Genomic DNA, 21,657 nt, shown 5'->3' with positions numbered 1-21,657 from the left:
CTCATTGACTCTATTAGGTTTCGGTAATACTATTTAGCTAATCTTACACAACGTTCTTTAAACGGAATGGAAGTGATGTGAGAAAATCTACAAAACTTTGAAGGTGGAAAGGAGGATTATATGAAACTCACACAAAAAGAGGGGTGTTCGAGCAAAAAAACTCAATCAGGATGCGTATCAGTGTCAACCAATACTCGAGTTGACTTAGATGAAAAGATTATGAACCATCCTTGCTACAGTGAAGAGGCGCATCACTACTTTGCCAGGATGCATGTTGCAGTAGCTCCAGCATGTAACATTCAATGTAATTACTGTAACAGAATGTATGACTGTGCAAACGAAAGTCGACCAGGCGTTGTTAGTGAAGTGTTGAAGCCGGAAGAAGCGATAAAAAAATCACTTGTTGTTGCTGGAGAAATTCCACAGTTATCTGTAATTGGTATTGCTGGCCCGGGAGACCCCTTAGCTAATCCTGAAAAAACATTGGCCACTTTCAAAGGAATTCGAGAGCAAGCGTCTGATCTTCGTCTATGCTTAAGCACAAATGGATTAAAGTTAATGGATTACATTGATGAGATCCAAGCGTTAGATATTGAGCATGTAACGGTAACAATCAATGCAGTAGACCCAGAAATTGGAAAGGATATCTACTCTTGGATCTATTATAACGGTAAACGTTATAAAGGACTAGAGGCGGCAGAAATCTTAATCAAACAACAACTGGCAGGACTTGAGGCTTTAACAGAAAGAGGAATTTTGTGTAAAGTTAATTCTGTTTTAATTCCTGGTGTAAATGACTTACATCTAAAAGAAGTCTCGAAAGTTGTAAAAGAGAAAGGTGCTTTTCTTCATAATATAATGCCAATCATTGTTGCTGAAGATACAGAATTTGCAAGAAGAGGTATCCGAGAGCCATTAGCAGAGGAGTTAAATGAATTAAGGAGCTCCTGTTCTGGTGACATGAAGATGATGAAGCATTGTCGTCAGTGTCGGGCTGATGCTGTAGGTTTATTGGGAGAAGATCGAAGTGAGGAATTCACAAAGAAACATTTAGAAACTATGACTTCTCGCTACGATCCAATTAAAAGAAGCGAACATCAAGAAGAACTTTTACAAAAGATTTTCAATAATAGAGTAAAAAGGAAGCGAAGGGAGGTGAAAGGAGCATCTTTCGGAGCGCAAAACAAAAGTCAAGTCATTCGTTTTGCGGTAACTTCTAGGGGTGATGGAGATGTAAATTTATTTTTAGGGCAAGCAAAAGAATTTATGATTTATGAAGTTGAAAACCAGCAAGTAAAATTTATTGGCATTCGTAAATTGCTTTCACACTGCAAAGGGAAATCTAGTTGTAGTCAAGAAGGAGCAGATACAATGCCTGAAGTTGTTAACACAATTAAAGATTGTCAAATGTTAGTCTGTGCAGGTATTGGTGAAGGGGCAAATAAATTTCTAAATGAACATGGAATTATTCCAATCGTCCAAGAGGGCGAGATTGAAGAAGTACTGCTTCAAACAAGTATGTTTTATCGATATTTTTACCATGGATCTACCTATGCTACAGCTTCCGTTAATTAACTTCATTCACTTAACACATTAAAAAATTATTATTAAAAAATTAAGGAGATGATTTTTATGCGTCAAATAGCTTTCTACGGTAAGGGTGGTATTGGTAAGTCTACAACTTCTCAAAATACGTTAGTTCAATTATCAAAAAATTATGGTCAAGAAATTATGATCGTCGGATGTGACCCGAAGGCTGACTCTACGAGACTAGTTTTAAATACGAAAGCACAGCAAACAGTTTTATCTTTAGCTGCTGAAAAAGGAACAGTTGAAGATTTAGAGCTAGAAGAGGTTGTACTAAAAGGTTTTTCAGATATTGAATGTGTAGAGTCTGGTGGACCGGAGCCAGGTGTAGGGTGTGCAGGCCGTGGGATTATCACTTCAATTAACTTCCTTGAAGAAGAAGGGGCTTATGAAGGGAAAGATTTTATTTCGTACGACGTATTAGGAGACGTTGTTTGTGGTGGATTTGCGATGCCAATTCGTGAAAATAAAGCTCAGGAAATATATATCGTATGTTCTGGTGAAATGATGGCAATGTATGCTGCTAATAACATTGCAAGAGGGATATTAAAATATGCTCATAGTGGCGGTGTACGTTTAGGTGGATTAATCTGTAATAGTCGTAACACTGACCGAGAAGCAGAACTAATTACAGAATTAGCAAGACGTTTAAACACTCAAATGATTCACTTTGTTCCTCGTGACAATATTGTACAACATGCTGAGTTAAGAAGAATGACAGTTGCTCAGTATGCTCCAGAAAGTAATCAAGCGAAAGAATACGATATGTTAGCAAAGAAAATTTTAGAAAACGAAATGATGACAATTCCAACGCCGATCGAAACTGATGAGTTAGAATCACTATTAATGGAATTCGGTATTATTGAAGATGAAGAAACTCAAATCAAAAAACTAGAAGAAAAAGAAGCTGCAAGTCAGTAATAGTAACAGTAATATAAAGGGAACTGTAGAGGAGGTTTCATATGGCAAAGGTGTTGGATGAAAAACAAAAACTAATTGATGACCTATTAGAAATATATCCAGATAAAGCAAAAAAGGATAGAAAGAAACACTTTGACATTAATGATGAAGAAAAGATTGAAACATGTAAAGGGAAAATTGTCTCAAACAAAAAATCCCGACCTGGTGTTATGACACCTCGAGGCTGTTCTTATGCAGGATCTAAAGGTGTTGTATGGGGACCTATTAAAGATATGGTTCATATAAGTCACGGTCCAGTTGGATGTGGTCAATATAGCTGGGGTACGCGTCGTAACTATGCAAATGGTGTATTAGGTATCGATAGCTTTGGTGCAATGCAAATCACAAGTGACTTCCAAGAAAAAGATATTGTTTTTGGTGGAGATAAAAAGTTAGATAAAATTTGTGATGAAATTACCGAAATGTTTCCATTAGCTAAAGGTATTTCTGTTCAATCTGAGTGTCCAGTTGGACTAATTGGTGATGATATAGAAGCAGTTGGAAAGAAAAAGACAAAAGAGTTAGAAATGCCAGTCATTCCTGTTCGTTGTGAAGGTTTCCGTGGTGTCAGTCAATCATTAGGTCACCATATTGCTAACGATGCAATCCGTGATCATGTTCTAGGAACACGTGAATTAGAGGAAACAGGACCTTATGATGTTGCTATTATTGGTGACTATAACATCGGTGGTGACGCTTGGGCTTCCCGTATTCTATTAGAAGAAATGGGATTACGTGTAATTTCCCAGTGGTCTGGTGACGGAACGCTTAATGAGTTATCTATTACTCATAAGTCTAAATTGAACTTAATTCATTGTTATAGATCAATGAATTATATTTGTAAAACATTAGAAGATCAATATGGTATTCCTTGGATGGAATATAATTTCTTCGGACCAACAAAAACAATTGAGAGTCTTAGAATGATTGCGGCCAAATTTGATGAAAAAATTCAGGAAAATTGTGAAAAGCTTATTGCTAAGTATCAAGATGAGATGGATGAAGTAATCGCTAAGTATCGTCCTCGTTTGGATGGAAAGAAAGTAATGCTTTTAGTTGGTGGTCTTCGTTCAGGTCATACAATTGGGGCATATGAAGATTTAGGTATGGAAATTGTAGGTACTGGTTATGAGTTTGCTCATAGTACTGAATACGAAAAAACTTACAGAGATACTAAAGAAGGAACAATCATTTATGATGATCCAACTGCTTTAGAATTAGAGCTCTTGGCAGAAAAACTGGATATTGATCTCATGGGATCAGGTATTAAGGAAAAGTATGTATATCATAAGATGGGTGTGCCGTTTAGACAAATGCACTCATGGGATTATAGTGGACCATACCATGGTTTTGATGGTTTTAAAATATTTGCACGTGACATGGATATGGCTATTAACAGTCCGACTTGGGATTTAATTAAATCTCCATTTTAAAAAGAGAGGTGAGAAAAGATGACAAAAAAGCTTGAACTAAAAGACCATAATACTTTATTTAAAGATCAAAAATATATTGACCAAGCTGAGAATAAGAAAATATTTGAAACAGCTTGTTCTACTGAAGAAGTTGAAAAAATTAAGGACTACACGAAAACTGAAGAGTACAAGGAAAAGAACTTCGCTCGTACAGATTTAGTCATTAATCCAGCTAAAGCCTGTCAGCCTTTAGGGGCTGTTTTGGCTGGGCTAGGGTTTGAAAAGACACTACCATTTGTTCAAGGTTCACAAGGTTGTGTATCTTATTTCCGTAGCCACTTTGCAAGACACTTTAGAGAGCCTGTACCAACGGTTTCTTCTTCAATGACAGAAGATGGAGCAGTTTTTGGAGGAATGCGAAATCTTATAGACGGTTTAGAGAACTGTACGAAAATGTATAAACCAGAAATGGTTGCTGTTAGTACAACATGTATGGCTGAGGTTATTGGTGATGATTTACAAGCCTTCATCGGAAATGCACGCTCAGAAGGAGTAATTAGTGAAGACTTCCCAGTACCATTTGCACATACACCAAGCTTCGTCGGTTCTCACCTAACTGGTTATGATAGCATGCTTAAGGCAATTTTAAGTAACTTAAGTGAGAAGGCAACAATTGATAAAGAAGTAAAAACTGAAAAAATTAACATTATTCACGGTTTTGATACGTATACAGGGAATTTTTCCGAGATGAAACGAATTCTAGATTTGTTTGGTGCTGATTATACGTATCTATGTGACTATAGTGAAAACTTAGATTCACCTGCAGATGGAGAATATAAGTATTACTATGGTGGAACAAAACTAGATGAGGTACCAAAAGCTGCTCAAGCGCAAGGTACATTGTCTCTACAAAAATATTCGACTAAGAAAACAATGAAGTATATTGAGAAAAAATGGAAGCAATCTGTTTCAGTTTCTTCAACGCCAATTGGTATCACTAAGACAGACGAATTAGTTAAGACGATTAGTGAGATGACTGGCTTACCAATTCCAGAAGAACTTAAATTAGAACGCGGACGTATCGTTGATGCAATGACTGACTCGCACACGTATGTGCATGGAAAACGAGTTGCTATGGCGGGGGATCCAGATTTACTCCTTGGTTTAATTTCATTCTGTTTAGAAGTTGGAATTGAACCGGTACACATCGTTTGTACAAATGGTGATAAGAAGTTCCTAGAAGAAGCAGAAACGTTATTAGCTAGCAGTCCTTATGGGCTTGACGCTAAGGTTTATATTGGAAAAGATTTATGGCATTTACGTTCCTTATTGTTTACGGATCCAGTAGATTTTGTTATTGGAAGTACTCATATGAAGTTCAATGCCAAAGATGCAGACATTCCTTTAGTTAGGATTGGTTTCCCGATCTTTGATCGTCACCATATGCATAGATACCCAATTATTGGATACCAAGGTACACTAAATGTACTAACACTTATTGTAAATACCTTGTTAGATAATATGGACAAAGATGCTGATGGATTTAACTATGATGTTGTAAGATAGATGTGAGGAAACAAAAGGAGGTTTGAGTGATGAAAAATATTGTAAAAGAAGCTTTTCAAGAACCCGCTTGTGAACATAACCATACACCCAAAGCGAAGCAAGGCTGTGCAAGGCCGAAACCAGGTGAAGCTGCGGGGGGCTGTTCATTTGATGGGAGTCAAATCACTCTACTTCCAATTACAGATGCTGCTCACATTGTTCATGGTCCAATTGCTTGTGCTGGAAACAGCTGGGGAGGAAGAGGTAGCCTGTCATCAGGCCCTCTTCTTTACCAATATGGACTAACTACAGATTTGTCAGAACAAGACATTATTATGGGGGGAGAAAAAAAGTTAATTTCCGCTATTAGTGAAGTGGTAACTAGATTTCAACCGCCAGCTATTTTTGTTTATGCAACTTGTGTGACGTCATTAATTGGAGATGATTTAGACTTTGTTTGCAAGAATGAAAGTAAGAAGTGGAATATACCGATCATTCCAGTAAATAGTCCAGGTTTTGTAGGAAGTAAAAACTTGGGTAATCGATTAGCCGGTTATTCTTTGCTGCAACATGTAATTGGAACAGGGGAGCCCAAAAAAGTCACAGACTACGATGTAAATGTTATTGGGGAATACAACATCGCTGGAGAATATTGGGATATTAAAGAGTTATTTGATCAAGTCGGAATAAGAGTATTATCGAAAATTACTGGAGATGGTAGGTATAGAGAAATAACTTATGCTCACAGAGCTAAAGTAAATATGGTTGTGTGTAGTAGGGCGTTAATAAGTCTAGCGCGTGAAATGGATGAAAAATACAAAATACCATATTTTGAAGGTTCTTTTTATGGTATTAAGGAAACGAGTTTTTCACTCCGACAAATTGCTTATTTAATTGGGGATCGAACACTAGAAGCCAAGGTTGATGAACTTATATATGAGGAAGAAGAAAAAGTTTTTTCTGAATTACTTTCGCATCGTCAATTTTTAAAAGGGAAAAAAGCAGTTCTTTACACTGGTGGAGTAAAAAGTTGGTCTATTATTTCGGCATTAAAAGAACTAGGAATAGAAGTAGTAGGTGTAGGTACGAATAAAAGCACATTAGAAGATATATCTAAAATAAAAGAAAGAGTTGGCTTTGATTGTGTTCTTATTGAAAAAGGTGGAGCTAAGGAAATTTTGAATGTCATTCGAAATAAACAAGCTGATATTTTAATAGCCGGTGGTCGTAATATGTATTTAGCGATCAAAGAACAAATACCTTTTTTAGATATTAACCAAGAACGTCATACCGCATATGCCACATATAAAGGTATACGACGACTTGCAAACGACCTAGTTCATTCCATACAACATCCAATATGGAAAATAACTAAGTATAAAGCTCCTTGGGTAGGTGATAACGATGGCTACTAATCTATCAAAAAAGTCAGTTTCTATTAATCCGTTAAAAGTTAGCCAACCTTTAGGTGGAACGTTAGCTATGCAAGGATTTTATAAATCAATTCCAATTATTCATGGTTCTCAAGGATGTGCAGCTTTTATAAAAGCGTTGATGACAAGGCACTTCAGAGATCCGATTAGCATTCAAACCTCAGCACTTCAAGAAATGAACGTGATTTTCGGTGGTGTTGAAAATTTATATGAAGCTATTGATAATGTCATTGAAAAACACGACCCAGATATTATTAGTGTTCTTAGTACTAGTTTAACTGAAGTTGCCGGTGATGATATTCAAGCAAATATTAAGGATTATCTAAAGAAGAATTATCGCGAGAATAAACTAGTGGTAGGCGTTTCCTTACCAGATTTTGTTGGGTCTTTAGAAAGTGGTTATAACCAAACTGTAGATGCGATTGTTAGTGCTGTACTAGAACAAACAAAATCGAAAGTACCAAAAGTAAGGTTGAATCAACGAATTAATTTGTTAGTAGGCTCACATTTAACACCGGCAGATGTAATTGAATTAAAAGATATCATCACATCTTACGGTTTTGAAGTTATTGCCATTCCGGACTTGTCTACATCACTATCAGGCCACTTGCTAGAAGGGTTTACGCCATTAAGTCGTGGAGGAGTTCCATTAGATTATTTAGAGCAATTAGTAACAGCAAAGTATACTATTGCAATTGGAGCAAGTATGCAACCTATTGCAGAGAAAATATTTGCCTATACCGGTATACCTTTTCAGGTTTTCCCGAGTGTGACTGGGTTACTAGCGACTGATGCATTATTTACATTCCTTCAATCGATAAGTCGAGAGAACGTACCTTTAAGGTATATGTTACAAAGAGAGAATTTGGTTGACGCAATGTTAGATGCACATTTCTATTATTTAGGAAGTTCTGCTGTAGTAGCTTTAGAACCAGATCATCTTTATTCTATTAGCTCGTGGTTACGAGAGATGGGGGTTGAGCTTAAGCGGTTAGTAACAACTCATCATTCTCCAGTTATTCACAATTTAGCCGAAGAAGTGGTTATTGGAGATTTAGATGATTTAGAAGTGGGTGCTAACAAAAATGACGTTTGGATCAGTAACTCGCAAGGAAAACAAGGGGCTATTCGAAAAGAATGTAGTTACATGCCAATGGGTTTTCCTGTTTATCATATACTTGGTGCTGTGCATGCAACGTCAGTTGGTTACCGTGGAACACTTGAATTAGTAAATAAGGTAGGAAACTTATTAATGGAGAGAAAGGAGGAGCATAATCATGAAAGTAGCTTTTTCTTCAACGAATAGTACGGATATTGATGCTCATTTCGGACAGTGCCCTTTTTTTACAATTTACGAAATAAAAGATGATAATTATTCTCTTTTGGAAATTCGAAAAGTAGATGTTGAGTCTTTAAATGAGATGGACAGAATTGAAACTCGGGTAAATCTTATTAAAGACTGTAAGTTAGTTTTTCTTACACAAATTGGGCCAACTGCAGCGGCAAAAGTTACGAATAGTAAAATAATGCCTGTAAAAGTCAGTGAAGATACAACAATATTTGAACAGATGGAACGTCTAGTAAATATGTTAAAAACTAAGCCGCCGATATGGCTGGCTAAAGCTATGGCAAATAGTTAGCTAAAGGAGGCCAACTATGGATAGTGCAGAGAATAGTTATTCATTTCAAGCTTCTTTACTACAAATTATTAATGCCTATGACATGTATGGTGTTTTTCAAAATCTATCTGATGAACAAAAGCTAAATCGAGCTTTTTTATTAAGTGTTGATGAAAAGAAACAAATGGATTCCTGTGGACAAATTTCTGAACGGTTAAAAGCCCAAATCAATATTTTTTTTCAAGCAGTTGCTTTAAATGTTGAAAGGAAAACGAACAAGATGGTTAGTAGTATTGTAGAAATGAATAGTGAAGGTTTCGGAAGAGCTCTAATTTATTCGGGGAATTTAATTATGGTCAATAAAGCTATTCGTGGTACTCAACAACTTGCCTTTACAAATATGGAAAGGGCCTGTAAACAAGGTGATAAAATTTCTGAATTGGCTGTAAAAACATTAGATAGGTATTCCCATCTTACTAGTTAAATATAGAGGGCTTGATTAAAGATAATAAGATTTCCTATGTATAGAGGTGAGTCAGATGCAGGTGAATTGGAAGCTAAATAGTATACAGGATCCATTTGATCGTTATAGTAGACAGTTAAAGCTTCTTGGTAAAGATGGTCAAGAAAAGTTAAAGAAGTCAACTGTTTTTATCGGTGGTATAGGGGGGTTAGGTGGGACGGCAGCTGTCTATTTAGCTGCAGCTGGTGTAGGAAAGCTTATTATTGCCCATGAGGGTGTGATTGTGCTTCCAGACTTAAATAGACAAATCTTGATGGATAACGAAAAGCTAGGCGAAGAGAGAATAAGTTGCGCTATTGAAAGTCTTAAGCGAATTAATCCAGAAGTAGAAGTAGAGGGCTATGCTGAACGTATTGAGTTTCATAAAGCAAAACCATGGGTTGAAAAGTCTGATATTGTCATCGATGCTAGATATGACTTTCCAGAACGATATGATCTAAACCGTCTAAGTGTTGCATGTGGTAAACCGATGGTTGAAGCTGCTATGTATGGGTTTGAACTTTCTTTAATGACAGTAATTCCTGGTGAGACGGCATGTTTAGCATGTATCTATCCAGAGCAAAAACAGGATTGGGAACCATTAGGATTTCCGGTGTTAGGTGCTACTTCAGGGGTGGCAGGGTGCCTTGCAGCTATTGAAGTAATCAAGCTTATTACTGGGATTGCACCACCATTTATTAATAAACTTTATCGTTTGAATACGTTGACTTTAGAGCCATATACGGTTTCTCTAAAAAGAAATTCAGAATGTACTCACTGTAAGGGAGTAGAGAGGAGGGAGAAGGAACATGAATATAGAGCAGCTACATGATGCTGAAGATTTTTTCCGTTTTTACAAAGTACCATTTGATCCAAAAGTAGTCCGAGTTACTCGATTGCACATTTTAAAACGTTTTAGACAATACCTAGAACAGGAAAGTTTAGTCGAAATTGTATGTGAATCTGATGCCGATACTTGGAATAAGCAGAGGGAACTTTTTAAGAAAGCTTATGAAGACTTTGTTACCTCATCACCACTCGTTGAAAAGGTATTTCCTGTTTTTCAACAACAATCTGCATTTTTTTCATTAGATATGTTAAAGAAAGGTGATAGCTAATGTTATATAAATACGATTTAGACGAAAGAGTTGTTATCACAAAAGATTTACGTAATGATGGTACAGTTCCTAATTATGAAAGAGGAGAAATAATTGTAAAAAAAGGTACAGAAGGCGTCGTAGTAGACCATGGGTATTTTTTACAAGATATTCTGATTTATTCTGTTTACCTGAGTGGAGGATTTATTGTAGGTTGTATGGAAAGGGAATTGCAATCCCTAGATAAGGAGGAAACGGCATGATCAGATTATCACAAGAAGCAGAAAAAAAGGCAAAGGAATTGTTTGATCATCCAAGTAACAAAGGTTATATAGGTTTTCGGATAAAAGCAAGGATGAATGGTTGTAATGTTAACTACGAGATGACACTAGAAGATATAAAGAGACCTGGAGATGCAGTTGTAGAACAGGGCTTTATGAATATATTTATGGATATTGATTCTTTTCATATGCTAACTGGTGCAGTAATTGAATATGTGAAACAAGGAGACAGTGAAGGATTTATGATTCTTCAAAAATCATCTCCGTGCTCAGCATGTAAGGTATCAAGTTTAGGTAATTGCTCGTAAAAGTGAAAAAAATTCTCTGATCATAGGTTACAAGGTAAACGAGCACATAATGTAAGAAGATGATTAAGGAGTAGATCGATAGTGATTCTAGCGAAGAAAGTTAGACTTCGACCAACAAAAGAGCAAGAACAACAACTATGGAAATCTGTAGGTACGGCTAGATGGGCGTATAATTGGACATTGAATAAACAACAAGAAAACTATAAGCAAGGTGGTAAGTTTATTTCCAATGGAGATTTGAGGAAAGAGCTAACTGTGCTGAAACAGACAGAAGAATTCAAATGGCTCTACAATGTATCAAATAACATCACAAAGCAAGCTGTAAAAGATGCGTGTGATGCATATAAAAAATTCTTTAAAGGTCAAACGAAGTTCCCTGAATTTAAAAGCAGAAGAAAATCAAAAGCGTCATTCTATAACGATACAGAAAAATTAAAAGTGAAGAAAAACCTTGTTCTAATTGAAAAAGTAGGTTGGATAAAAACGAGCGAACAGCTTCCTACTGATGTAAAGTACAAAAACCCACGTATTAGTTTTGATAATAAATACTGGTACATTTCAGTTGGGGTTGAAACTGAAATGCAAGTCGAACTTACAAACAGCATTATAGGAATTGATGTAGGAATAAAAGAACTAGCTGTTTGTTCCACAGGCCAAAACTTCAAAAATATCAACAAAACGAAAGAAGTAAGAAAGACCGAGAAACGCTTACGTCGGTTGCAACTTAGTGTTTCTCGTAAATATGAAATGAATAAGGAGGGAAACCGTTTTGTCAAAACAAGCAACATTATAAAACTCGAAAAGAAAGCGCAACGACTACACAGACGATTAGCTAATATTCGAACCAATCACATTCATCAAACGACAAATGCTATCGTGAAAACCAAACCTAGCAAAGTTGTCATGGAAGATTTGAATGTGAATGGGATGATAAAAAATCGTCACTTATCCAAAGCTGTAGCGAATCAAACGTTTTATGAGTTCATTCGCCAAATGAAATACAAGTGTCAGAAGTATGGAATTGAATTCGTACAAGTGGATCGTTTTTATCCATCATCCAAAACATGTTCATCATGTGGAGATGTCAAGAAAGATTTAAACCTTTCTGATCGAACTTACTCATGTGACTGCGGATTGAAAATTGATCGAGACTTGAATGCGGCTATCAATCTATCAAACTTTGGAAAATTAGCAGTCTAGTCACTCAAAAGACACTGTTAATATGTAGGGTTCGTTGTACCCGAATTTACGCTTGTGGACTGTCACAACACACGAGAGAAGCTTCGGCAAAATTGGACAGGTGGAAGCAAGAAAGAAACAAATTTTTATAGAGTTTTATAATGTTTTGGCAACGGTTAAAGGATGAAGCAGATAAAGTTTTGTGATACTACATTAAGGGATGGGGAACAAGCGGCTGGCGTTGTTTTCTCCTTACAAGAAAAGAAGGCAATCCTATCTTTACTAGCTGATGCTGGTGTTGAACAAGCCGAAATTGGTATACCAGCAATGGGGTTGGAGGAACAAAGAGATATACATTCATTAATTAATATGAATCTACCAATACAACTAATTACCTGGAATCGAGCTACGACTTCTGATATTGATGCATCAGTAAGTGTAGGAGCTAACTGGACACACTTGTCTATTCCGACTTCAGATGTACAAATGCAAAGAAAGATGAACCGTAATAAAGAAGAGATTATGTATATGATTCAAAAGGTCGTAGAATATGCATTAAATAAAAACGTGGAAGTTTCGGTTGGCTTTGAAGATGCTTCAAGAGCTGATCATCACTTTTTAATTAAACTAATTGAGCAACTATCTTATATTGGGGTAAAACGTTTTAGGTATGCAGATACAGTATCAGCGTTACAACCTTTTGATATGTATGAAAATATTGAAAGCATTATAAAGGCATGTCCCAATATAGAGTTAGAAATTCATGCTCACAATGATTTTGGTTTAGCAACTGCTAATACTTTGGCAGCTATTAAGGCTGGAGCCAAATGGGCAAGTACAACAATTATGGGCTTAGGTGAGAGAGCTGGAAATGCACCGCTTGAAGAAGTTGTAATGGCATGGAAACATTTATATAAAGGAGAAACCGTCATTGATACAAGACTGTTTCATGCTTTAGCTCAAATAGTTTCTGAAGCTTCAGGACGGGTTTTATCAGAATCTAAGCCAATCGTTGGATCTATGGTGTATGCCCATGAATCTGGTATTCATGTAGATGGGTTGCTTAAAAGTAGAGAAACATATCAAACTTTCGACCCGGTTGAAGTAGGTCAAGATCATTCTTTTCTATTAGGGAAGCATTCAGGACTAAGCTCTCTTCAATATTTTCTTGAAAAAGAAGGGATTTTAGTAGACAAAAATACTGGGAAAGAACTTTTAAAGAGAGTTCGAAGTCTAGCTAATCATACAAAAAAAACAATTGAATTAACTGATTTAAAGAATTTGATTAATCAAACTGGATAAGTAGAAAAGTCGATGGAAAAAAGAGCGGTGTGACAATCTTATAAATTTAGTTAATAAAATGTACTGCACTTAGATACAGTATCTTAGTGGGGAGAATAATGAATTAAGAAATTCATTAAATTAGATTAATAGTATTAATAAAAGATAAAGGCTTTCAATTTATTTTGATACAGCCTTTATCTTTTTGTATCGCTCTTTTCTAAAAGATTGTTGCTATTAGCTTTTAGGTCGTAACTAAGCGAATGCTTGATGACCTAAAAGCAATAAAGTTTACGAAAACAGTCTTTTGTATTAACAAGATTTAAAGCTGAAAATTTAAATTTTCCTAGCTAAAGCACAACGAATGATTAGGTAACTTCCCCACTTTTCGGAAGGTAAATAGCAAATTCGTCAAGGGTATTCCACCCATCTTTAAACTAGGTGAAGGGCAAAAACTAACGGATAGTAGTTCACGGCTCTAAAATGAGTGCTTCTAACCGTGGTCGTCCTTCATAAATTCCGATTGCCGTAATTGTATAAGCTTGGTTTGCTCTGAGATTAGTGTTTCGAAGTGTTAAGATAACCTCATTTGTTCCAGCTTTTCGAACTTCAAGTGTAACTCTGCCAGGGTCTACTTCTATATAATTTGAAGCATTACCAAAAGAAATGTTTTCAAATAAAATATCTCCATCTTGCACGGCGATGTCTACTGCAGGGGTATTAGGTGATATGTGTAAAAACCTAACTTTAGACTTGTTTCTAGGGATATCGGTTGTATCGACAACAGGAACTAGCTGAATATTATTGAGGCGATCACTAGCAGCGACTGTATAGTTTTTGTCAGCTTCCACTTCAACACTTTGACTTAGAACAGGATTGGTCGTTTGTCCGGCAGGGTAAATTTCTACCTCATAAGAGCCTGCTGGAATTTCTAGATAAGGGCTAATTTGATAATATGTCATATTATCAAAAGTTTTTTCTCCATTTACATAAACGTCAACAGCTGGAGCATCTGGTGAGGCGTGAAGTACACGAACCTTCGCATTTGCTCTGTAATAATTTCTATTTTCTTCAAAGTGTCTATAAAGTTGTTGCTGTGCTTGGAGTTGGCAAAGTTGTTGCATACACATGAAGTGCAACTGATAATAGTGAATATGCCTTTGAGGATCTAGATACTTATAATAATTAGCTAGTAAATCGTACAGTGCCGCATTTTGGACAACTATATTTGTAGGTTGATAAAAGTGATACATGCTTCCCTCTCCCTTCATTCATTACATACAAAAGTAAAATATGTAAGTAAGGGAAAAATGGGACTTTGTCCAACAATTTTTTAGTTATTTAGTTTAAGGAATTTCATAATTGCTTATTTTCTACTCTGATACTAAATGTTGTTGGATGAAGATCGTTTCCAACAACATTTAGACTTATGTAGCTCCATTTAGGTAATTAGAAATTCACTCAGTTGGATAAAAGCAGATCATTGGGAAAATAATGATCTTAATTCTTCTAAATATAAATTAATGTATTCAACTTCTTCTGTTTCATCCTTCGCACTTGTAAGTATTTTGTTAATTTGTTCAATGTATTCGTGCTGATATCGTTGTTATCAGTCTTTCTAAAATAACAACTTATTAAACTAACAATTAAAAAAATATAGAGTTATATTAATCGAACTAGTAGGCACGAACCTAAACAAATCTCCATATAATACAGAAAACGTTATTAGGAGAATTTATGGATGGACATTAATAATAACTTCTTATATACAGCTTCATTAAAAACAAAGGATGGAACGAAATGGGGATATATTAATGAAACTGGTGAATTCGAAATTAAACCTCATTTTGATTTTGCAAATGACTTTCAAAGTAATGGATTGGCAATTGTAAAAACGAAACAACGTTATGGTGGTATTAATGTTAAAGGGAATTTTGTCATACCACCGAAATTTGAATCTATTAATGAATTTTCTGAGGGTCGAGCGACGGTTGTTTTAGATAATGGCTTTCATGTGATAGATGAAAGGGGATTACTATTAAATTCAAAACCATTTAATTTTATTAGTATGTATCAAGATGGTAGAGCGTTATTTTCAGATATTGATACAGACGGGAAATTTAAATATGGCTATTTGAACAAAGCAGGAAATGTCGTTATCCCTTTACAATATGAAATGGCTAGTGATTTTAAAGACGGTATGGCTGTTGTCAAAATCAAGGAAGATACTTTTTCGTTAATTGATATTAATGGTAACGAAATTAAATTATTTTTTTATAATTATGTAGGAAATTATGGAGAAAATATGCTCTCGTTTCGGAAAAGTGTCAAAGGGAAGTATGGGTACGTAAATACAGAAGGAACTATTGTCATTCAACCATCCTTTACTAGTGCACAACCTTTTGAAAATGGGAGGGCGGTTGTAAATGCAGCAGAAGATTTCGGAAATAAGTTTGGTTTAATAAATAAAAAAGGTGCTTACATTATAAAGCCAATTTATAATGATATTACGATCCTAGGAGAACACCGAGTTGCAGTAGGTAAAGCTATAGACGAACAAAGGCCATATCTTGGTTCAAAGTATGCTGTTGCAAATTGGAAGGGAGAAGTTCTCACAGCTTTTAAATATAATCATATTTCTTTGTTTGATCAGGGAATTGCTTCTGTATCAGAAGATGAAAAAGCTTATTTTATCGATCGTTCAGGAAATAGGGCACGCGGCCTTCCTGTTGTGAAAAACGCGGATAGTGTTACTTTAGTTGGGAAGTTAATTCGTGTTCTTGAAAATACTAGAGTTAGCTACGTAGATAGAAAAGGAAAACTCATATGGAAACAAAATACAATCATTCCTTTAACAAAACGGTATCGTATACTGGAAAAAAAATATAAACCTAATAAAGATTATGTTGTGTATTATCCACAACTCGATGGCTTAAAAATTGGTGTCATAGAAATGGTAGTTAATAAAAGACTAAAATTGTTATCAAAATTAAAAAAAATCAAACAAAACGAACAACTAGATTATAGCTATAATGGTGATTTTAATGTGACCTTTTTCAAAAAAAATCTGCTCGTTATAGAGTTGTATGGTTATGAGTATTATTTTGGAGCAGCCCACGGAATGCCAAATAAAACTTTTGTCAATATAAATTTAATTAACGGTCGGTTTTATGAGTTAGAGAATCTGTTTAAAAAAGATAGTGATTACGTGGAACGCTTAAGTGAAATTATTAGACATATGATAAAAACTGATCCGAAGTATGACTATGTATTTCCAGGTGCCTATAAAGGAATATCTAAAAATCAGCCGTTTTATGTTGAAGAAGAATTTCTGGTTATTTATTTTGAACCTTATGAAATTGGCCCTTATGCAGCGGGCTTTCCGACATTTAAAATACCTTTCTTAAAAATAATCGATATCATCGATAAGAAAGGGGAATTTTGGCTTTCTTTCCATTGAACTATCAATATTTTAATTAGCTAAAGGAAGGATGGAGTATAATATATCATCCTTCCTTTTTGAATATTACTTCAATTCAACTCAATAATTTTAATTTTGAAAATACCGGTAAATGGTCAGAAGCATCACTTTTGATAACGTTAGCGCAATCGACAGTAAAATACTTGTTTACAAATATATAATCAATTTTGGATTTAGGTTTTTTAGAAGGGAATGTAAAATCGTTATTATTAAAGCTACAATCGTGGTATTTTTTCACCATTTTTTTATAACTAGAAGAATTAGGTTTTCGATTTAAATCCCCCATAATTATTAGAGGATACGATTCATCAGTTCCAAGGCAAAACTCTATTTGTCTATTGTGTAAGGTAGGGTGAAAGCTAAAGTGACCAACCAATACTTTCAGTTTTCTTTCATTTACATTAACTGTTGCTTCTAAAACAGACCTTGGTTCAGCTATTTTAGTAGTCAAGCGAAAAATATTATTTGTGTGTTGAACTATCGGATAAATACTTAATAGGGCATTGCCATATTCTCTTGTTGTGGCCCATTTTAATGAGATAGCTGGTCCATAAACATAGAACATGTTCAATTCACTTGCTAACCAATTTGCTTGATCGACAAAATTACTTCTTCTTGAAAAATATTTATCGACCTCATTTAAACCTATAATTGTTGCTTTCGAATTCTTTAGTAATTCAGCAATGCGTTTTAAATTCACTTTCCCGTCCAAACCACGACCATGACGAATATTCATACTCAATACAGATAATTTGATAATTCTCACCTCAGCTAGTGGAATAACTATACACTTATATTTTGTTGTGATTTGATTTTCATACAGGAATAGTAGGCATTTTCTAAAAGGTCCAGAAATAAAAATGTATATGACTAGGGTTAACAAAAAAACCCCCGCTTGATTAATGACAAGCGAGGGTAAGTTCTTCTTATTTTTTTGTTTCTTCTACAAGTGGATAAACTCCATTTTCATCGTGGATTTCTTTTCCGGTAATTGGTGGGTTAAATACACATACCATACGCATAGTTGTCTTTGCTCTTAGTAAATGCTCATCATTTTCATCAAGGGCATAAATGCTGTTTGCTGTAATTGGATGAACTTTATTATCTTTTAAAGTAACAACTTCACCTTCCCCTTCAATACAATATACAGCTTCAAGGTGATTTTGGTACCAAATATGTGTTTCAGTTCCAGCTTTAATGATTGTGTCATGTACCGAATAGCCCATATTGTCTTTCGCTAAAAGTAGACGACGACTAGTCCAGTTTTCACCTTTTACTTCTTGATCTGTTCCGATAATATCTTCTAATTTTACAACTTTCATTACTGTTCCTCCTCGAAAATATCTAGAAAATTTTTATTGTTTTTTTTATTGTCCAACTAATTGTTTCGATGCTACTAAGCTACGAACACTTTCTTCAATGATTTTAAACCCTTTCTCTAAACCTTCGTTATCAATAGTAAGAGGTGGGAATAATTTGAATACTTCATCTTCAGGTCCAGCTGTTTCCATAATTAATCCATTTTCAAATGCTTTAGCAGCAATTTCACTAGCAAGACCTTCAATCGGAGTACTAATTCCTTGCATAAGGCCACGACCCTTTACTTTCCCGTTAAGTTCTGGATATTTTTCAACGATATTATTTAAAAATTCAGTAATTTTTACTGACTTCTCTTCAATACTTTTTTCAAACTCATCAGTTTCCCAATAAGTAAGAGATTCTGTTGCTGTTATGAAAGCAAAGTTATTTCCTCGGAATGTTCCGTTATGTTCACCCGGATTCCAAATGTCTAGTTCGGGCTTAATTAATGTAAGTGCTAGTGGTAGACCGTTTCCACCAATTGATTTTGATAGACAAACAATATCAGGATTGATACCTGCTTTTTCAAATGAGAAGAAAGTACCTGTACGACCTACTCCTGCTTGCACATCATCAATGATAAGTAAAATGCCCCAACGTTTACATACTTCTTCAATACGTTTTAGCCACTCGAACTTTGCGGCATTAATACCACCTTCACCTTGGACTGTCTCGAGAATCATAGCAGCTGGGATGTCAACGCCACTACCGTTATCTTCTAAAAAGCGTTCGAGATACTCCACGGTGTCGAGATTGTTACTAACAAAATTATCGTAAGGCATTGTTACTACGTGTTGAAGAGGAATACCAGCACCTTGGCGTTTTGCAGAATTGCCTGTAACAGATAATGAACCAATCGTCATTCCATGAAATCCGTTTGTAAAAGAAATAACATTTGTTCTGCCAGTTACTTTGCGTGCAAGTTTCAAAGCACTCTCTACAGTGTTTGTTCCAGTAGGTCCCGGGAACATTACTTTGTAATTCATGTTACGAGGCTTTAGAATTACTTCGTTAAATTTCTCTAAGAAATTTGCTTTCGCTTCTGTGGCCATATCAAGAGAGTGGACAATACCATCTTGTGCTATATATTCTAGTAGCTTTTTTTTCATTTTTTCATCATTATGTCCATAATTTAGGGCACCAGCACCTGCAAAAAAATCGATGTATTCCTTTCCGTTAATATCCCACATTTTATAGCCTTTTGCTTTTTTGAATACAGTTGGAAAGCTTCTTACATAACTACGTACACTTGATTCTAATTCCTCAAATATTTTCAAATCATTATTTACCATGTTTAATGAAACCTCCTCGATTTATTAGAAATCATTTTAAATTATTAGGTATTACTAAATGAATGAAAGTTTTCTGATCTGTTTACTAGGATAAAGGTCCGACTCGAAATGTTAATTCTTCTTCATGACCTTTACCAGGGAAAAGGTCAGCAGAGAAACATTCTTTCACAACACAATTTGTTTGATTCTTTCGTGCGTAACCTCGAAATAATGACTGTGAGGCAATATTAGAAGGGGTAACAGTTGCTTCTAAATATCGTACATTTTTGCAAGCAGGTCTTGAAAGTAACTCTTGGAGCATTTTGGATGCTATACCTTTACCCTGTTGTGATGGATCAACTCCAACTTGCCATACAAAAATAACGTCTTGACGGTCTGGGGGAATAAAAGCAGTTATAAAACCATGTAATTCATCATTTTCTTTTACAACCACACACGTTTCTCTGAAATACTCACACATCATGATATATTTATAGGGAGAATTGAGATCAAGTGTCGATTGTTTTACTAGTTGCCACATTAAGGCTCCATCTGCAACTGTTGGTTTTTCTATCGTTAATGTTTGATTCATATGATAATTGTTTTTCATTGAAGATCACCACGATTGAGAAGATGTCTTTGAATGAAAATATAATTCACTCTCCTTTAAAGTAATTATTATTGCACATAAATAATCATAATTATTTATACAATTATTATCAAACTTGTTTATTAGGGAAAATCAGCGATTATTTACCATCAGTCGTTATGAGTGTACGTAAGGATTAAAATATAATTTAATACTACATCATTGTGCTATTTCCAACTGTTTTCAAATAATGTGAGAAATTTTTACAAATTACTTGTGTTTTTGCGGCAGATAAAATTCCTAAAAAAGTTTTTTCTTGAATTTTGAACAATTCTTTATCTGTTTTAAGAAAAAACTGGGCAACTAATTAATTATCTTTATCTAAGTAACTTGCAAATATGCTAGTAACTAGAACGGCGATCGCTGTTATCATAATTGCAAAAACAAAACGTTCCTTAATTCCTCCTCCTTGAGGAAACCAAGAATTAAATAAGGCTTGTACAGCATCATTCCAAGCAAGGGCAGCCATAACACCAATCGCAGCAGTAAACAGAGTTATAATTTGTTCTATAAATTTTCTACCCATAGTATCACCTCAACATATTTGTATGAGGTAGTTGTAAGAATAGAAGAGTTAATTTGTTATAAAAAATTATTTGGTTTTTGTTATGGATCGAATAGCTCCTTTTAACGATGAATCTCTTGAAATCTGTGTGAGCCAATCCTTAGTTTCAATATCTGGTTCTTTTTTTGTGCGTTTATAAAATAATAAAAAAATAGGTTTGAAGTAATGGGATTTGTAATGTATGTCGAAAGAAAGAGTGAAGGTAAGTACTTTTTGAATTAATTTAATATCAGTTATGGGAAGTGTTTTTGCAGCTTGTTTCAGAAACGAAAGTAAATAGGTTTCTTCAGGAAAAGCTATATAATATTCAAAAATTGTTTCAAGTAATTGATTTTGATTGGATAATTGGTGGATTAGTTCAAGTAAGAGATCATCACGACGATGAAGAGTAAGGTAGTAAAATGCTTTTTGTGGGTTGGCTTTTCGTAATGCTTCTCTTAAGGAAGCGTTTATTAGAGATTGATCTGTTTTAAATTCTGTCATCTGTAAATAGAGGAGGCGAGAAGACCAACCATTGCTTATATCTTCTAAGTGTTCATCTACGAGAAGCTTAATAATATGATTGTTTTTCATTTTTGCATCTTCTTTACTTCGCAGTGCATCCCTTAGATCATCTTGGGTCAACTGTAGCTTTGCTTTTCGATCTACTATTCGATTATACCGATTTATCGCTATTACTGATGCCTCGTTTGTTTTTTTATCAAGAAAAAATGATTCACTAAATGAGCCGTCTTTTTTCAGTATAGCGAAAATTACAGGTTTATCGCCCACAAACAATAAAACATGGATTCCGTCTTTGTTACGATTGTCTTGATATTTAATTGTATAAGCCTTTTTTTCGTTTAAATAGACCTTTTTCCCTAGAAGGCATTGTGGAAGTTTGTTATTCAAAAAACATCCCTACTTTCTTTTTAAAACTATATTTACTACTATCTTACACAAAAGATGTGGTTATTCCAAGTGCGATTAGCAGCAAAAAAGTTGTATGTAAAGAGTGACTCAATACACACAACTTTTAGCAATGATTTAATTTAAAGTATGCACCCACCAAATAATAAATGCGGGAATTTTCGAAAGTTAAGTGTTTTATTTTTGTAAAAAGAAAAACGTCAAGAAAAGTTGACGTTT

At 34.9% G+C, this 21,657-nt stretch carries 22 protein-coding genes; 15 read left to right on the top strand and 7 right to left on the bottom strand.

All coding sequences use genetic code 11. From position 1 onward, the window contains the following. Positions 1-120 precede the first annotated feature (120 nt). From nifB to nifV, 14 genes are all read left to right on the top strand, one after another. Positions 121-1,575 (top strand): nitrogenase cofactor biosynthesis protein NifB, encoded by a 1,455-nt coding sequence (nifB, locus tag BKP45_RS00285; protein WP_071387878.1) that lies wholly within the window; start codon positions 121-123, stop codon positions 1,573-1,575. A gap of 57 nt (positions 1,576-1,632) precedes the next feature. Further along, positions 1,633-2,508: a nitrogenase iron protein gene (nifH, locus tag BKP45_RS00280; protein ID WP_071387877.1), complete on the top strand. Its 876-nt coding sequence runs from the start codon at positions 1,633-1,635 to the stop codon at positions 2,506-2,508. Between the two features lie 41 nt (positions 2,509-2,549). Continuing rightward, the gene (gene nifD / locus BKP45_RS00275; protein WP_071387876.1) at positions 2,550-3,980 is read left to right on the top strand and encodes a nitrogenase molybdenum-iron protein alpha chain; all 1,431 of its coding nucleotides are present in this window, start codon (positions 2,550-2,552) and stop codon (positions 3,978-3,980) included. 18 nt (positions 3,981-3,998) lie between these two features. Beyond that, positions 3,999-5,525: a nitrogenase molybdenum-iron protein subunit beta gene (gene nifK / locus BKP45_RS00270; protein ID WP_071387875.1), complete on the top strand. Its 1,527-nt coding sequence runs from the start codon at positions 3,999-4,001 to the stop codon at positions 5,523-5,525. A gap of 29 nt (positions 5,526-5,554) precedes the next feature. Further along, positions 5,555-6,919 (top strand): nitrogenase iron-molybdenum cofactor biosynthesis protein NifE, encoded by a 1,365-nt coding sequence (gene nifE, locus BKP45_RS00265; protein ID WP_071387874.1) that lies wholly within the window; start codon positions 5,555-5,557, stop codon positions 6,917-6,919. Next, on the top strand, positions 6,909-8,243 hold the full coding sequence (gene nifN / locus BKP45_RS00260) for a nitrogenase iron-molybdenum cofactor biosynthesis protein NifN (RefSeq protein ID WP_071387873.1): 1,335 nt from the start codon (positions 6,909-6,911) through the stop codon (positions 8,241-8,243). The genes nifE and nifN overlap by 11 nt, the downstream gene beginning before the upstream one ends. Then, positions 8,215-8,577 (top strand): nitrogen fixation protein NifX, encoded by a 363-nt coding sequence (gene nifX / locus BKP45_RS00255; protein WP_071387872.1) that lies wholly within the window; start codon positions 8,215-8,217, stop codon positions 8,575-8,577. The genes nifN and nifX overlap by 29 nt, the downstream gene beginning before the upstream one ends. 16 nt (positions 8,578-8,593) lie before the next feature. Then, positions 8,594-9,040: a DUF269 domain-containing protein gene (locus tag BKP45_RS00250; protein WP_071387871.1), complete on the top strand. Its 447-nt coding sequence runs from the start codon at positions 8,594-8,596 to the stop codon at positions 9,038-9,040. A gap of 61 nt (positions 9,041-9,101) precedes the next feature. Further along, positions 9,102-9,890 (top strand): HesA/MoeB/ThiF family protein, encoded by a 789-nt coding sequence (locus BKP45_RS00245; RefSeq protein WP_245747351.1) that lies wholly within the window; start codon positions 9,102-9,104, stop codon positions 9,888-9,890. Beyond that, complete coding sequence (gene nifW, locus BKP45_RS00240; RefSeq protein ID WP_071387869.1) at positions 9,868-10,176, top strand: nitrogenase-stabilizing/protective protein NifW; 309 nt, start codon at positions 9,868-9,870, stop codon at positions 10,174-10,176. Before BKP45_RS00245 ends, nifW begins: the two co-directional genes overlap by 23 nt. After that, positions 10,176-10,418 carry a nitrogen fixation protein NifZ gene (locus tag BKP45_RS00235; protein ID WP_071387868.1) on the top strand — a complete coding sequence of 81 codons (243 nt, stop codon included), beginning with the start codon at positions 10,176-10,178 and terminating at the stop codon, positions 10,416-10,418. Before nifW ends, BKP45_RS00235 begins: the two co-directional genes overlap by 1 nt. Continuing rightward, positions 10,415-10,744 (top strand): HesB/IscA family protein, encoded by a 330-nt coding sequence (locus BKP45_RS00230; RefSeq protein WP_071387867.1) that lies wholly within the window; start codon positions 10,415-10,417, stop codon positions 10,742-10,744. The genes BKP45_RS00235 and BKP45_RS00230 overlap by 4 nt, the downstream gene beginning before the upstream one ends. 81 nt (positions 10,745-10,825) lie before the next feature. Beyond that, positions 10,826-11,944 (top strand): RNA-guided endonuclease InsQ/TnpB family protein, encoded by a 1,119-nt coding sequence (locus BKP45_RS00225; protein ID WP_071387866.1) that lies wholly within the window; start codon positions 10,826-10,828, stop codon positions 11,942-11,944. 162 nt (positions 11,945-12,106) lie between these two features. Next, on the top strand, positions 12,107-13,225 hold the full coding sequence (gene nifV / locus BKP45_RS00220; protein ID WP_071387865.1) for a homocitrate synthase: 1,119 nt from the start codon (positions 12,107-12,109) through the stop codon (positions 13,223-13,225). A gap of 449 nt (positions 13,226-13,674) precedes the next feature. On the opposite strand, the gene BKP45_RS00215 is transcribed toward nifV, so the two are convergent. After that, positions 13,675-14,457 (bottom strand): DUF4397 domain-containing protein, encoded by a 783-nt coding sequence (locus BKP45_RS00215; RefSeq protein ID WP_071387864.1) that lies wholly within the window; start codon positions 14,455-14,457, stop codon positions 13,675-13,677. A gap of 488 nt (positions 14,458-14,945) precedes the next feature. On the opposite strand from BKP45_RS00215, the gene BKP45_RS00210 reads away from it, so the two are divergent. Continuing rightward, positions 14,946-16,664: a WG repeat-containing protein gene (locus BKP45_RS00210; RefSeq protein WP_071387863.1), complete on the top strand. Its 1,719-nt coding sequence runs from the start codon at positions 14,946-14,948 to the stop codon at positions 16,662-16,664. Positions 16,665-16,740: 76 nt separating this feature from the next. On the opposite strand, the gene BKP45_RS00205 is transcribed toward BKP45_RS00210, so the two are convergent. From BKP45_RS00205 to BKP45_RS00180, 6 genes are all read right to left on the bottom strand, one after another. Further along, a complete protein-coding gene (locus BKP45_RS00205) occupies positions 16,741-17,421 on the bottom strand; it encodes an endonuclease/exonuclease/phosphatase family protein (protein WP_071388989.1) in 681 nt (226 codons plus the stop codon). Positions 17,422-17,611: 190 nt separating this feature from the next. Then, on the bottom strand, positions 17,612-18,007 hold the full coding sequence (locus BKP45_RS00200; protein ID WP_071387862.1) for an ectoine synthase: 396 nt from the start codon (positions 18,005-18,007) through the stop codon (positions 17,612-17,614). A 45-nt stretch (positions 18,008-18,052) separates the two neighbouring features. Continuing rightward, the gene (gene ectB, locus BKP45_RS00195; protein ID WP_071387861.1) at positions 18,053-19,336 is read right to left on the bottom strand and encodes a diaminobutyrate--2-oxoglutarate transaminase; all 1,284 of its coding nucleotides are present in this window, start codon (positions 19,334-19,336) and stop codon (positions 18,053-18,055) included. Between the two features lie 85 nt (positions 19,337-19,421). Beyond that, positions 19,422-19,925 carry a diaminobutyrate acetyltransferase gene (gene ectA / locus BKP45_RS00190; protein WP_071387860.1) on the bottom strand — a complete coding sequence of 168 codons (504 nt, stop codon included), beginning with the start codon at positions 19,923-19,925 and terminating at the stop codon, positions 19,422-19,424. Positions 19,926-20,271: 346 nt separating this feature from the next. After that, positions 20,272-20,490: a DUF5654 family protein gene (locus tag BKP45_RS00185; RefSeq protein WP_071387859.1), complete on the bottom strand. Its 219-nt coding sequence runs from the start codon at positions 20,488-20,490 to the stop codon at positions 20,272-20,274. A 66-nt stretch (positions 20,491-20,556) separates the two neighbouring features. Then, positions 20,557-21,420 carry a hypothetical protein gene (locus BKP45_RS00180; protein WP_071387858.1) on the bottom strand — a complete coding sequence of 288 codons (864 nt, stop codon included), beginning with the start codon at positions 21,418-21,420 and terminating at the stop codon, positions 20,557-20,559. Positions 21,421-21,657: the final 237 nt, after the last annotated feature.

The sequence above is a fragment of the Anaerobacillus alkalidiazotrophicus genome (assembly GCF_001866055.1).
This window is presented reverse-complemented; position numbering and strand designations above follow the sequence as displayed.

Excerpts from the sequence above, each read along its gene's own strand:
- nifB (WP_071387878.1), top strand. The coding sequence starts at position 121 with ATGAAACTCACACAAAAAGAGGGGTGTTCGAGCAAAAAAACTCAATCA.
- nifH (WP_071387877.1), top strand. The coding sequence starts at position 1,633 with ATGCGTCAAATAGCTTTCTACGGTAAGGGTGGTATTGGTAAGTCTACA.
- nifD (WP_071387876.1), top strand. The coding sequence starts at position 2,550 with ATGGCAAAGGTGTTGGATGAAAAACAAAAACTAATTGATGACCTATTA.
- nifK (WP_071387875.1), top strand. The coding sequence starts at position 3,999 with ATGACAAAAAAGCTTGAACTAAAAGACCATAATACTTTATTTAAAGAT.
- nifE (WP_071387874.1), top strand. The coding sequence starts at position 5,555 with ATGAAAAATATTGTAAAAGAAGCTTTTCAAGAACCCGCTTGTGAACAT.
- nifN (WP_071387873.1), top strand. The coding sequence starts at position 6,909 with ATGGCTACTAATCTATCAAAAAAGTCAGTTTCTATTAATCCGTTAAAA.
- nifX (WP_071387872.1), top strand. The coding sequence starts at position 8,215 with ATGAAAGTAGCTTTTTCTTCAACGAATAGTACGGATATTGATGCTCAT.
- BKP45_RS00250 (WP_071387871.1), top strand. The coding sequence starts at position 8,594 with ATGGATAGTGCAGAGAATAGTTATTCATTTCAAGCTTCTTTACTACAA.
- nifW (WP_071387869.1), top strand. The coding sequence starts at position 9,868 with ATGAATATAGAGCAGCTACATGATGCTGAAGATTTTTTCCGTTTTTAC.
- BKP45_RS00235 (WP_071387868.1), top strand. The coding sequence starts at position 10,176 with ATGTTATATAAATACGATTTAGACGAAAGAGTTGTTATCACAAAAGAT.
- BKP45_RS00230 (WP_071387867.1), top strand. The coding sequence starts at position 10,415 with ATGATCAGATTATCACAAGAAGCAGAAAAAAAGGCAAAGGAATTGTTT.
- nifV (WP_071387865.1), top strand. The coding sequence starts at position 12,107 with ATGAAGCAGATAAAGTTTTGTGATACTACATTAAGGGATGGGGAACAA.
- BKP45_RS00215 (WP_071387864.1), bottom strand. The coding sequence starts at position 14,457 with ATGTATCACTTTTATCAACCTACAAATATAGTTGTCCAAAATGCGGCA.
- BKP45_RS00210 (WP_071387863.1), top strand. The coding sequence starts at position 14,946 with ATGGACATTAATAATAACTTCTTATATACAGCTTCATTAAAAACAAAG.
- BKP45_RS00205 (WP_071388989.1), bottom strand. The coding sequence starts at position 17,421 with ATGAATATTCGTCATGGTCGTGGTTTGGACGGGAAAGTGAATTTAAAA.
- BKP45_RS00200 (WP_071387862.1), bottom strand. The coding sequence starts at position 18,007 with ATGAAAGTTGTAAAATTAGAAGATATTATCGGAACAGATCAAGAAGTA.
- ectB (WP_071387861.1), bottom strand. The coding sequence starts at position 19,336 with ATGGTAAATAATGATTTGAAAATATTTGAGGAATTAGAATCAAGTGTA.
- ectA (WP_071387860.1), bottom strand. The coding sequence starts at position 19,925 with ATGAAAAACAATTATCATATGAATCAAACATTAACGATAGAAAAACCA.
- BKP45_RS00185 (WP_071387859.1), bottom strand. The coding sequence starts at position 20,490 with ATGGGTAGAAAATTTATAGAACAAATTATAACTCTGTTTACTGCTGCG.